Origin of the sequence: Streptococcus sp. HMSC077D04, from assembly GCF_001808785.1 — a bacterium.
Lineage (GTDB): Bacteria > Bacillota > Bacilli > Lactobacillales > Streptococcaceae > Streptococcus > Streptococcus mitis_BX.
Window position 1 is genome coordinate 147762 of the sequence record NZ_KV794536.1, and the last position, 13782, is coordinate 161543.

A 13782-nucleotide genomic window follows, 5' to 3' on the forward strand; every position below is an offset into this window, starting at 1 on the left:
TTCCAAGCCTTGTCAATCAGGCTTTTCTAATCGTCATATGGTTTTAAAAACCCCTATCACCGTGTCCTTTCGATGAATTTTCAGAATCTTTAAGTCTTTATTACAAACATGCAAAATTCTGAAAAAAAGCACAAAAAGAGCAGCTAAATCTGACTTTTTCAGAAGATTTAACTGCTGTGAGCCTTGTCTGGACAATATTTCAGACAAAACCTACGACAAATGATTATTCATATTATACCCTATTTAGCTAGATTTTTCAAGGGGATTGACGAATTTTTGACAAAATCTTTTCCTATTAGAAAGACTAGCTAAATCGTAACAAAATCTGTTGCGATTTTTCTTTTATTTTAGTTTCAGGAAAACGCTTGCATATTCTTTTACTAAGTGCTATACTGATATAGAAATTTATTGATTGGAGAATCATTATGAGAAAAACACCATCTCACACTGAGAAAAAAATGGTTTACAGCATCCGTTCCCTCAAAAATGGAACTGGTTCTGTCCTTATTGGAGCAAGCCTTGTTCTGCTTGCCATGGCTACACCAACTATTTCAGCCAACGAAAATACTACAAGCAATAAGGGAACTAGTAATGAAACCACTACTGCCCTTGCACAGCCTCTTACTGATACAGCAACGAGCTCTGGTAAGAAGGAAAGTGATATTTCTTCGCCAAAAAATGCAAACGCTTCCCTAGAGAAAAAAGAAGAAAAACAACCTGCAACAGAGGCACCCACTCCGGCTGCAACTCCCGCCGATTCCGCACCACAAACCGGGCAAGATCGTTCCAATGAGCCAACTACTTCTACGAGTCCAGTAACGACTGAAACTAAGGCAGAAGAGCCAATAGAAGACAACTACTTCCGTATCCATGTCAAAAAGCTTCCTGAAGAAAACAAGGATGCTCAAGGACTATGGACTTGGGACGATGTTGAAAAACCATCTGAAAATTGGCCTAACGGAGCCTTATCCTTCAAGGATGCCAAAAAAGATGACTACGGCTACTACCTAGATGTCAAATTAAAGGGAGAACAAGCCAAGAAAATTAGCTTCCTCATCAATAATACAGCTGGGAAAAATCTAACCGGCGATAAATCGGTAGAGAAACTGGCACCAAAAATGAATGAGGCTTGGTTGGACCAAGATCACAAGGTTTTCTCTTACGAGCCACAACCTGCAGGAACTATTCGCGTCAACTACTACCGTACAGATGGCAACTATGACAAGAAATCTCTCTGGTACTGGGGAGATGTGAAAAATCCAAGTAGTGGTGAATGGCCTAACGGAACAGACTTTACGGCTACAGGCAAATATGGTCGCTATATTGATATTCCACTCAAAGATGCAGCTAAAGATCTTGGATTTTTATTATTAGACAGAAACAAACAAGGAGACGATGTGAAAATCCGTAAAGAAGATTATAAGTTCACAGATTTGAAAAATCATAGCCAAATTTTCCTAAAAGATGATGACGAAACCATCTACACCAACCCCTACTATGTGCACGATATCCGCATGACAGGAGCTCAACACGTGGCTAAATCTCGTATCGAAAGCAGTTTTTCTACCCTCGTTGGAGCTAAGAAAGACGATATCCTCAAACACTCCAGCATCACTGATTACCAAGGGAATAAAGTAGCTATCACAGACGTGGAAGTGGATGAAGCAGGTAAAAAAGTAACCTACATCGGCAACTTCTCTGACACTCAACACCCGTACACTGTCAGTTACAATTCAGACCGATTTACCACACGTTCAAGCTGGCGCCTCAAGGATGAGTCCTACAGTTACGATGGTCCACTCGGCGCAACTCTAAAAGAAGATGGCAAGCGTGTTGACCTCACCCTTTGGTCACCAAGTGCTGATAAGGTTTCTGTCGTTGTCTACGACAAGAATGACCCTGAAAAAGTAGTTGGAACTGTCGCTCTTGAAAAAGGGGAAAGAGGAACTTGGAAGCAAACTCTGAATGAAAACTCTGGTCTCGGTATCAGCAACTACACTGGCTACTACTACCACTACCAAATCGAGCGCCAAGGTAAAACTGTTCTTGCACTCGATCCTTACGCTAAATCCCTCGCTGCTTGGAATAGTGACGAAGCCAAGATTGACGATGCCCATAAAGTTGCTAAAGCTGCCTTTGTAGATCCAGCTAAACTAGGACCTCAAGACTTGACTTATGGTAAGATTCGCAACTTCAAATCGCGCGAAGATGCTGTCATCTATGAAGCTCATGTGCGTGACTTCACTTCAGATCCTGCCATCGCAAAAGATTTGACTAAGCCATTTGGTACCTTTGAAGCCTTTATCGAAAAACTAGACTACCTCAAAAACTTGGGTGTAACCCACATCCAGCTCCTTCCAGTCTTGTCTTACTACTTTGTCAATGAGTTGAAGAACCACGAACGCTTATCTGACTATGCTTCAAGCAACAGCAACTACAACTGGGGATATGACCCTCAAAACTACTTCTCCTTGACTGGTATGTACTCAAGCGATCCTAAGAATCCAGAAAAACGAATCGCAGAATTTAAAAACCTCATCAACGAGATCCACAAACGTGGCATGGGAGCTATCCTGGATGTAGTGTATAACCATACAGCTAAAGTCGATATCTTTGAAGATTTAGAGCCAAACTACTACCACTTTATGGATGCTGATGGGACACCTCGCACTAGCTTTGGTGGTGGACGCTTGGGGACAACCCACCATATGACCAAACGACTCCTAGTTGACTCTATCAAATATCTAGTTGATACCTACAAAGTAGATGGATTCCGCTTCGATATGATGGGAGACCATGATGCAGCTTCTGTCGAAGAAGCATACAAGGCTGCACGCACCCTCAATCCAAATCTAATCATGCTGGGTGAAGGTTGGAGAACCTATGCCGGTGATGAAAACATGCCTACTAAAGCTGCTGACCAAGATTGGATGAAACATACCGATACTGTCGCAGTCTTCTCAGACGACATCCGTAACAACCTCAAGTCTGGTTATCCAAACGAAGGGCAACCTGCCTTTATCACAGGCGGCAAGCGTGATATCAACACTATCTTCAAAAATCTCATTGCTCAACCAACCAACTTTGAAGCAGATAGTCCTGGAGATGTCATCCAATACATCGCAGCCCATGATAACTTGACCCTCTTTGACATCATCGCCCAATCTATCAAAAAAGATCCAAGCAAAGCTGAGAACTATGCTGAAATTCATCGTCGTTTGCGACTTGGAAATCTCATGGTCTTGACAGCTCAAGGAACTCCATTTATCCACTCCGGTCAGGAATATGGTCGCACCAAACAATTCCGTGACCCAGCCTACAAGACTCCAGTAGCAGAGGATAAGGTTCCAAACAAATCTCACTTGTTGCGTGATAAGGACGGCAATCCATTTGACTATCCTTACTTCATCCACGACTCTTACGATTCGAGTGATGCTATTAACAAGTTTGACTGGACTAAGGCTACAGATGGAAAAGCATATCCTGAAAATGTCAAGAGCCGTGACTACATGAAAGGTCTGATCGCCCTACGTCAATCTACAGATGCCTTCCGACTTAAGAGTCTCCAAGATATCAAAGACCGTGTCCAACTCATCACTGTCCCAGGTCAAAATGGTGTAGAAAAAGAGGATGTAGTAATTGGCTACCAAATTACTGCTCCAAACGGTGATATCTACGCAGTCTTTGTCAATGCAGACGAAAAAGCTCGCGAATTTAATTTGGGAACTGCCTTCGACCACCTCAGAAATGCTGAAGTTTTGGCAGATGAAAACCAAGCAGGACCAGTAGGAATTGCCAACCCGAAAGGACTTGAATGGACCGAAAAAGGCTTGAAATTAAATGCCCTTACAGCTACTGTTCTTCGAATCGCTCAAGGCGGTGCCATCGTTGCCCCCGCTGTGGAAGAAAAACCAGAATTTGACCTTTCTAGCTTAAAACAAGAACAAGGGCAAAATAACAGCCAAGACAATATGTCAAACCGAGTAGTCAAACCGGAACAGCAAACTCCAGCTCCACAAACTAAACCTGATTCTGCAAAACTAGATACAAAAGTAGCTGATGCAGAAAATAAACCTAACCAAGCTACAGCTGATTCACAAGCTAAACTACCAAATACAGGAACCAAAAATGATCACAAACTCCTGTTTGCAGGAATTAGTCTCCTTGCTCTTCTAGGTCTCGGGTTCTTGCTAAAAAACAAAAAAGAGAACTAAACTAGCCCTCCTATAGAACTATCCCCCAAGCCTTAACGCTCGGGGGATTGATTTTTGCACAATATTTGCCGTCATAATAAACTTGATTAGGATTTTTTATTAAGCCTCTTTCATGGCAAAATAAGCCCGTACTTTTGGAGCCACTTGCGTTCCGAAAAGTTCAATAGCTCTCAGGACTTGTTCATGAGGCATAGAACCAAGCGGTAGATGGAGCATGAAGCGGTCCAATCCTAAATCCTCAATCATGCGAATTAATTTTTCGGACACTTGATCTGGATTGCCCACAAACATGGCACCATTTGGTCCAACTTGCTCCAAATATTGCTCATAACGCAATTCCTGCCAGTGCGGACGGTCTTTGGAAATAGCATCCACCACTTGCTTGGTCGGATGGAAATAATCTTTTACAGCCTGCTCGCCATCTTCAGCAATCCAACCCCAAGAATGAGCCCCAACCTTTAGTTCATGACTAGCATGGCCCGCTTCGCTCCCAATCTCACGATAAGCCTGAATCAACTTTTTAAAATAACGCGGATTGCCACCAATAATTGCATAGACAATCGGTAGACCAGCCTGAGCAATCTTCACTGTTGATTCGACATGACCACCTGTCGCTATCCACAAGGGTAATTTGTCCTGAACTGGACGAGGATAGACTTCTTTGCCAGAGATTGTTTGAGTCAATCGCCCTTTCCAGTCTAACTTGGTCTTCTCATTGACTAACTGGAGCAAGTCTAATTTCTCATCAAAAAGAGCTTCGTAGTCTTTCAAGTCATAGCCAAACAAGGGAAAAGATTCCGTGAAAGAACCCCTTCCAGCCACAATCTCCGCTCGTCCATTTGACAAAGCATCGATGGTGGCATACTGTTGGAACAAGCGAATAGGGTCCATACTTGAAAGAATGCTGACTGCACTGGTCAAACGAATTTTCTTGGTATTGACTGCCCCAGCTGCCAGGACAATCTCTGGAGCTGATACTGCAAAATCCTCTCGATGGTGCTCGCCAATTCCATACACATCCAAACCAACCTTGTCAGCCAGTTCAATCTCTGCCACCAACTGACGAATGCGTTCGGCATGACTGTAAGTTTGCCCAGTCTCTTCAAGCACCGTTGTTTCCCCAAATGTTGAAATTCCCAATTCTACCATTGCGATTCTCCCTGTCTACCTCTGTCCTTCAATTTGAAAAATTATTCTAACACGAATCTTGAGTACAAGCAACCAATCTGCTCACAAGAAAAAGCCTAGATAACTAGACTTTTTTAGCTTATTCTACCGTTACTGACTTAGCAAGGTTACGTGGTTTATCCACATCAAGCCCACGGTGGAGTGTTGCAAAGTAAGCGACCAATTGTGTTGGCACAACCATTGAAATTGGTGAGAGGTATGGATGTACAGTCGTAAGGACGATATCATCTGTCTCTTTAGCAACATTTTCTTCTGCGATAGTGAGGACTTTTGCACCACGGGCTGCCACCTCTTGGATATTTCCACGAGTGTGGTTGGCAAGGACTGGATCTGACAAGAGGGCCAAGACAGGCGTTCCTTCTTCAATCAAGGCAATGGTTCCGTGCTTGAGTTCTCCTGCCGCAAAGCCTTCACACTGGATATAAGAAATCTCTTTGAGTTTGAGACTTGCTTCCATGGCTACATAGTAATCTTGACCACGTCCGATATAAAAGGCGTTACGAGTTGTTTCAAGAAGCTCACGAACCTTGGCTTCAATAGTTTCTTTCTCTGAAAGAGTTGATTCGATAGACTGAGCTACGATTGACAACTCATGAACCAAATTAAAGGCTTGCGCTTTGGTATTTCCATTTGCTTCTCCAACTGCTTTTGCAAGGAAGGCAAGGGCTGCGATTTGCGCTGTATAGGCTTTAGTTGATGCTACGGCAATTTCAGGACCTGCATGAAGGAGCATGGTATGGTTGGCTTCACGTGAAAGAGTTGAACCTGGGACATTTGTCACTGTCAAGCTCGGAATCCCCATTTCATTGCCCTTGACCAAAACCTGACGGCTATCAGCTGTTTCACCAGACTGACTGATAAAGATGAAGAGTGGTTTCTTGCTGAGAAGTGGCATACCGTAGCCCCACTCAGATGAGATTCCAAGTTCAACTGGTGTATCTGTCAATTCTTCCAACATTTTCTTAGAAGCAAATCCTGCGTGGTAAGATGTTCCAGCTGCAAGAATGTAGATACGGTCTGCGTCTTGAACAGCCTTGATGATAGCTGGGTCTACGACAACTTGACCAGCCTCATCTGTGTAGGCTTGGATCAACTTACGCATAACCGTTGGTTGCTCATCGATTTCCTTGAGCATGTAGTAAGGATAAGTTCCCTTACCGATATCAGATAAGTCTAGCTCAGCAGTGTAGCTAGCACGTTCACGGCTGTTGCCATCATAATCTTGAACTTCTACGCTATCAGCCTTGACGATTACCAACTCTTGGTCATGAATTTCCATGTATTGGTTGGTCTCACGAATCATAGCCATGGCGTCTGAGCAGACCATGTTGTAGCCTTCCCCAAGACCAATCAAGAGTGGTGATTTATTTTTAGCTACGTAGATGACTTCAGGATTTTGTGAGTCAACCAAGGCAAAGGCATAAGAACCACGGATGATGTGAAGAGCTTTTTTGAAGGCTTCAAGAACTGACAAGCCATCTTCTTCTGCAAATTTTCCAATCAAGTGAACGGCGATTTCTGTATCTGTTTGCCCTTTGAAGTGGTGACCTGCAAGGTATTCTTCCTTGATTTCAAGGTAGTTCTCAATCACTCCATTGTGAACCAAGACAAAACGTTCTGTCTCAGAGCGATGTGGGTGAGCATTATCTTCAGTTGGTTTCCCATGAGTTGCCCAACGAGTATGTCCGATACCAGTCGTTCCCTCAACACCAGTTGTCTTGGCAGACAATTCTGCGATACGGCCTACAGCCTTGACTAGGTGGTTTTCAGCACCACCTAGGACAAAAATTCCCGCAGAATCATAGCCACGGTATTCGAGCTTTTCAAGCCCTTGAATCAAAATATCAGTTGCATTTGTGTTTCCAACAACACCAACAATTCCACACATAGTATATACGACACAGACCAGCTGTGCTTTCTCCTTAAAATTGGTATAGTCTGATTCCTCTTTTATAGAATCAGCAAAAACAGTATATACTTGTTTCTTTCACTTGTCAAGAGTAAAAATTGGTATAGTTCAAATCAACTTCCTGAAATCAAAAAAACTCTGACCAATTAGGATAATCAGTCAGAGTCCTTTTTAAAATCCATTATTATCGCTTAACTCCTTGAACCAGTGCCCTGATTTCTTCAGACGACGTTCTTGCGTTTCCAAGTCTAATTCAACCAAACCATAGCGATTTTTATAGCTATTGAGCCATGACCAACAATCGATAAAGGTCCAAATCAAGTATCCTTTACAGTTGGCTCCATCTTCAATAGCACGGTGAAGTTCACGAAGATGACCTTTTACAAAGTCAATACGGTAATCATCTTGAATCATTCCATCTTGACGGAATTTTTCTTCCCCTTCAACACCCATACCATTCTCTGTCAACATCCACTCAATATTGCCATAATTTTCCTTGATATTTTGAGCAATGTCATAAATCCCTTGTTCATAAATCTCCCAGCCACGATGAGGATTGATTTTACGTCCAGGCATCACATAAGGCTCGTAAAAATGTTCTGGTAAGAGTGGACTCTCTGGATGCTTAGCAAATCGAGGCGCCATAACACGTAAAGGTTGATAGTAGTTGACACCAAGGAAGTCCACTGTATTGTCACGAATGAGCTTCAACTCCTTCTCTGTAGCATCAGGCAAGAGACCGTATTCATGCAAGATTTCTACCAACTCCTGTGGATAAGTCCCCAAAACAGACGGATCTAAGAAAGATTGGGCCTGAAAAAGGTCCGCAATGCGAGCTGCCTTAACATCAGCAGGATGCTGGCTACGTGGATAAGCCGGTGTCAAGTTGAGGACAATCCCAATCTTGGAATCAGGCAAGAGTTCGTGACAAGCCTTAACCGCCCGACTGCTAGCCAATTGTGTATGATAAGCTACTTTAACGGCTGCCTCTGCATCCACCTTATGTGGATAATGGGCATCGTAAAAATATCCAAATTCTACTGGAACGATGGGCTCGTTAAAGGTAATCCATTGATCCACTATATCTCCATAAGTCTCAAAACAAAAACGAGCATAGTCTTCATAGGCTGAGACAGTCGCCTTATTTTCCCAACCATCACCATCCTCTTGAAGGGCAAAAGGCAAATCAAAATGATAAAGATTGACTAAAAGACGAATCCCTTTGGCCTTAATAGACTCAAAAACCTTACGGTAAAAGTCCACACCTTGAGGATTGACTTTCCCACGCCCTTGTGGAAAAATCCGTGACCACTGAATAGAAGTCCGAAAGGCCGTGTGACCAGTTTCTAACAGTAGCTCAATATCCTTTTCCCAGTTTTCATAAAAGGTTGATGTTTTATCTGGACCAATCCCATTATAGTAACGATTTGGCTCCACTTGGTACCAATAATCCCAGAGATTATCTCCCTTGCCGTCACCAGCTACACATCCTTCTGTCTGTGGTCCAGAAGTAGAGGATCCCCAGACAAAATCCTTTGGAAATCTTAGCATACATTTACCTCTTTATCTAGTCATTTTTCCCATTATACAGAAAAAACAAGGTAAAAACTAGTTACATTTTTTCCTTGTTTTTCTTCTGATTATAGTTTTTATTTCTTGCTGAGAATTTCAAGCGTTTCAAGCAAGTTATCTGCATGAACTTCGATGGTGTCACCAGTCGCTTTAATCTTCACTTCTACGATGCCATCGGCTGCTTTCTTCCCAACAGTGATACGGATTGGCAACCCAATCAAGTCGCTATCACTGAATTTGACTCCGACACGTTCGTTACGGTCATCTGTCAAGACTTCGTAACCAGCTTCCATCAAGCTTGCTTCAAGCTTTTCTGTCAAGGCTTGCGCTTCATCATCCTTGACATTGACAGTGATCAAGTGCACATCAAATGGTGCCAACTCTTTAGGGAAGTTGATTCCCCATGCGTAACGGTATTCACCTTTTGGCGTTTTATTAACAAAGAGGCGAGCGTGTTGCTCCATCACTGCTGAAAGGAGACGGCTGACACCGATACCGTAACATCCCATGATAATTGGCACAGCACGGCCATTTTCGTCCAAAACATCTGCTCCCATACTTGCTGAATAGCGAGTGCCGAGTTTGAAGATGTGACCAATTTCGATACCACGCGCAAAGTTAAGAACACCTTGTCCGTCTGGAGAAATTTCACCCTCACGAACTTCACGGATATCCACATATTCTGCAGTAAAGTCACGACCTGGGTTCACACCAGTCAAGTGATAGCCATCTTCGTTAGCACCCACAACTGCATTATGGACATCTTGCACCTTCCTGTCTGCGATGATTTTAACATTCTCTGGCAAACCAACTGGTCCAAGTGAACCAAAACCTGCTTGAACAAGATTTGCCACTTCTTCTTCACTAGCAACGTCAAAGAAATCTGCTCCCAAGTGGTTTTTCAACTTGACTTCGTTGAGTTGGTCATTTCCAACTAGAAGGGCCGCAACAAGCTCACCATCTGCCATGTAGAAGAGAGTTTTAATTGTTTGTTCTTCTGAAACGTTGAGGAAGGCTGCAACTTCATCGATTGACTTAACATCTGGCGTTGCAACACGAGTTACTTCTTCTTCAGCGACAACACGGTTGCTTGGTTTGTACTCATTTGTTGCCATTTCCAAGTTAGCCGCATAGCTAGATTCACTTGAGTAAGCAATGGTATCTTCACCAGAGACCATCCATTTGAGCAATTCTGCCTTGATTTCTTCTTGCACTTCTGCGGGAATTTCATCAAATGAGGCAACTGACTTGTCCAAAACAACCCAGCGGTCAAGGTCTGTACGAGCAGGTGTAATGGCCATAAATTCTTGGCTGTCCTTACCACCCATGGCTCCACCGTCACCAATGATAGCCTTGAAGTCTAAACCACTACGAGTAAAAATACGCTCATAAGCAGCCTTATACTCATCATAAACACTGTCCAAGCTATCATAGTTAGCGTGGAAACTGTAAGCATCCTTCATGATGAACTCACGTGTACGAAGAAGTCCATTACGTGGGCGTTTTTCATCACGATACTTAGGTTGGATTTGGTAAAGGTTGAGTGGCAATTGCTTGTAAGACTTGACAGAATCACGGACAATAGCTGTAAAGGTTTCTTCGTGAGTTGGACCTAGGATAAAGTCTGATTTTTCACGGTTTTTTAGTTTGTAAAGGTCCTCACCATAAGTTTCGTAACGACCTGATTCGCGCCACAATTCTGCACTGAGAAGGGCTGGAGCTAACATCTCAACGGCACCAATCTTGTCGAATTCTTGGCGCATGATATTTTTAGCTTTTTCAATCACACGGTTGGCAAGTGGTAGGTAAGAATAAACACCTGCTGAAACTTGACGAACATAACCAGCTCGCAACATAAGAGCATGGCTGATAACTTGAGCATCGCTTGGCATTTCGCGAAGCGTTGGGATAGGCATTTTACTTTGTTTCATAATATTCCTCGATTATCTAAAAAAGAGTCGCATAATGTCATTCCAGGTCACAGCAATCATCAGAACAACCATGATGACCACTCCGGCCAAGGTGACATAGGTTTCAATTTCTTGTTTCAATGGTTTGCGGCGAATGGCTTCTAGGATATTGAGCACAATCTTACCACCATCCAGGGCTGGAATCGGAATAAGATTAAAAATCCCGATATTGATGGAAATCATTGCCAAGAAGTACAAGACATTCTCAATTCCATTTTTAGCAGCATCACTACTTGCCTTAAAGATGGCAACAGGTCCACCTAGCTTGTTCAAATCCGGTTGGAAAATCAGATTTTTCAGAGCTGATAGAATTCGGAGGGCCGAGTCAGCAGCAGTTGTAAAACCACCTACAAACATGGATAGAAAATCTGACTTAATTCCTGGTTGAACACCTAGAATATATCTACCTTGATTTTCTTCTGGGGTAACAGTTACTTGTTTGTCACTACCCTTTTCAGAAATAGTCACATCCAAGGTCGGGGCCGTCTTATCTTTGGTTTCTGATTCCACAGCCTGAATCAAACTTTCCCAGTTGTTAATCTCATGTGAGCCAATCTTGGTAATTTGTGCCGTTTCTGGCACTCCCACCTTGGCCAAAGCCCCTTGGGGCATGACATGGAACTGGTTAGTATCAACATCTCTGACGCCACCCTGCATGAAGATTAAAATCCAAAAAACAACGACACCTAAGATAAAGTTATTCATAGGTCCTGCAAAGTTGGTAATCAGTTTGCCCCAGATAGTTGCATTTTGATATTGAACATCCAAGGGAGCAATCCGAACCTCAGTACCATCTGCTTCCACAACCGTTGCATCGTGATCTACTGCAAATGTTTTTTCTTCTTCCAGAACCAAACCCTTGATAAAAAGCTTGTCTTCAAAGTCAAACTGGGTCACCTGCATAGGAAGAGCTGTTTGATCTAATTTTTTACCAGAAAGATTGATGCGCTTAACCTTACCATCATCAGCAAGAGTCAAACTGACAGGAGTTCCTGTCTTGATTTCAGTTGTATCATCACCCCAACCGGCCATGCGAACATAGCCACCCAGAGGCAAGATTCGAATGGTATAGGCCGTTCCATCCTTGCCAATGTGAGCAAAGATTTTGGGGCCCATTCCAATGGCAAATTCACGCACTAGAATCCCTGATTTCTTGGCAAAGTAGAAGTGTCCGAACTCGTGCACTACCACAATAATCCCGAAAACCAGAATAAAGGTTAAAATTCCGAGCATAGTATTTCCTCCGTCTTTTGATTAAAAGAGTCCAAATAAGTGCATGATTGGAAATACGAGCAGCATACTATCGAAACGATCCAAAACACCACCATGTCCAGGGATAAATTTCCCAGAATCCTTGACACCAAAGTGACGCTTGATCGAACTTTCTAGTAAATCACCAAATTGTCCAGCAATGCTAAAGAAAATAGCAAAGACTGACATCTTGTAAATTCCATACGGAAGAGCAACTGTATTGTCAACCATCATAAAGATGATGGTTACTAAAATAGCACCTAAAATGCCACCCAAGGCACCCTCAAAGGTTTTATTTGGAGAAACCGTTGGAGCCAGTTTCCGTTTCCCAAAGTTCATCCCAGTAAGATAGGCACCACTGTCGGTAGCCCAGACGATACACAAGGCCAATAGAGCCTTATCTAAACCTGCAACGCGAGCATCTAGTAAAGCATTAAATCCAAAGCCTACATAGAAACTCATAGCAAGAGGAAAAACAGCGTCCTCAATCGTATAAGACTTGCTAAAAACAGTCGTTCCTAACATGATTGAAATCAACACACTATAAGCAACAACATTCCCATCAACTGGTAAAAAAGTCAGATAATTCTCCAAGGGAATGGTTAAGGCAAAGGTTGCAAAGAGGGTTAAGAGGCCCTCCATAGTCATGGTCTCTAGACCTCTCATCTTCAAAAGTTCATGCATGGCTAGCATGGCTATGATTCCAATTGCTATCTGAAGCAAGAGGCCACCAATCATTAAAATTGGTAGGAAAATAGCCAGGGCAATCCCTGCAAACAAGGTTCTTTTCTGTAAATCCTGTGTCATATTTCCTCCTAAACTCCTCCAAATCGGCGATGACGACGATTGTAGGCAAGAATGGCTTCCTGCAAGGCCGCCTCGTCAAAATCAGGCCACAAGGTATCCGTAAAATAGAGCTCACTGTAGGCTCCCTGCCATGGAAGGAAATTGCTCAAACGCAATTCTCCACTAGTACGGATAATCAAGTCTGGGTCTCGTAACTCCTTAGGCAAATGCTGGGTGAAGAGATAGTTGCCAATCAATTCCTCTGTGATGTCACCTGGGTTGATTTTGGCATCTAACACATCCTGGGAAATCAACTTAAGAGCCTGTGTAATCTCAGCACGTCCACCATAGTTGAGGGCAAAATTAAGAATCAAACCTGTGTTGTTCTTAGTCAATTCCTCAGCCTTGGTCAGAGCTTCAAAAGTTTGCTTAGGCAGGCGGTCTGTCTCCCCAATCATTTGAATCTTAACATTATTCGCATGCAATTCCGGGACATAATTATCATAAAACTCTACTGGCAAGTTCATGATAAACTTGACTTCCTGATCTGGACGGGTCCAGTTTTCTGTAGAAAAAGCATAAACTGTAATCACCTTGACGCCTAGTTTGTTGGCTGCCTTGGTCACAGTTTGCAATGCTTCCATGCCCGCCTTGTGTCCGAAGACTCGCGGTTGCATACGTTTTTTAGCCCAACGCCCATTGCCATCCATGATGATGCCGATATGAGCAGGAACCTGTGTCGGAACCTCTACTTCCACAGCCTTATCTTTCTTAAAAAATCCAAACATGATCTTATTCCTATTCAAAAATCTATCGTTTCATTATACCATATTTCCCTATTTTCTTCTATCACTAAGCTATTTATACTCTTCGAAAATCAAATTCAAACCAC

At 42.9% G+C, this 13782-nt stretch carries 8 protein-coding genes; 1 reads left to right on the forward strand and 7 read right to left on the reverse strand.

Annotation, left to right across the window (positions count from 1 at the left end; all coding sequences use genetic code 11):
- Window positions 1–425 precede the first annotated feature (425 nt).
- Window positions 426–4214: a pullulanase gene (locus HMPREF2701_RS05585; RefSeq protein ID WP_070482414.1), complete on the forward strand. Its 3789-nt coding sequence runs from the start codon at window positions 426–428 to the stop codon at window positions 4212–4214.
- A 99-nt stretch (window positions 4215–4313) separates the two neighbouring features.
- Here HMPREF2701_RS05585 and HMPREF2701_RS05590 read toward each other — a convergent pair whose 3' ends face one another.
- The 7 genes from HMPREF2701_RS05590 to HMPREF2701_RS05620 all read right to left on the reverse strand — a co-directional run bounded on the left by HMPREF2701_RS05590 (window position 4314) and on the right by HMPREF2701_RS05620 (window position 13678).
- Complete coding sequence (locus HMPREF2701_RS05590) at window positions 4314–5363, reverse strand: LLM class flavin-dependent oxidoreductase (protein ID WP_061589603.1); 1050 nt, start codon at window positions 5361–5363, stop codon at window positions 4314–4316.
- Window positions 5364–5481: 118 nt separating this feature from the next.
- A complete protein-coding gene (glmS, locus tag HMPREF2701_RS05595) occupies window positions 5482–7290 on the reverse strand; it encodes a glutamine--fructose-6-phosphate transaminase (isomerizing) (protein ID WP_061589604.1) in 1809 nt (602 codons plus the stop codon).
- Window positions 7291–7482: 192 nt separating this feature from the next.
- A complete protein-coding gene (gene bglA / locus HMPREF2701_RS05600) occupies window positions 7483–8862 on the reverse strand; it encodes a 6-phospho-beta-glucosidase (RefSeq protein ID WP_061589605.1) in 1380 nt (459 codons plus the stop codon).
- A gap of 98 nt (window positions 8863–8960) precedes the next feature.
- Entirely contained in the window at window positions 8961–10814 is a 1854-nt protein-coding gene (locus HMPREF2701_RS05605) for a proline--tRNA ligase (protein WP_061589606.1), read from the reverse strand.
- A gap of 12 nt (window positions 10815–10826) precedes the next feature.
- Window positions 10827–12086 (reverse strand): RIP metalloprotease RseP, encoded by a 1260-nt coding sequence (rseP, locus tag HMPREF2701_RS05610; protein ID WP_070482416.1) that lies wholly within the window; start codon window positions 12084–12086, stop codon window positions 10827–10829.
- A gap of 21 nt (window positions 12087–12107) precedes the next feature.
- On the reverse strand, window positions 12108–12911 hold the full coding sequence (locus tag HMPREF2701_RS05615; RefSeq protein ID WP_061589608.1) for a phosphatidate cytidylyltransferase: 804 nt from the start codon (window positions 12909–12911) through the stop codon (window positions 12108–12110).
- An 8-nt stretch (window positions 12912–12919) separates the two neighbouring features.
- Window positions 12920–13678: an isoprenyl transferase gene (locus HMPREF2701_RS05620; protein WP_000466722.1), complete on the reverse strand. Its 759-nt coding sequence runs from the start codon at window positions 13676–13678 to the stop codon at window positions 12920–12922.
- Window positions 13679–13782: the final 104 nt, after the last annotated feature.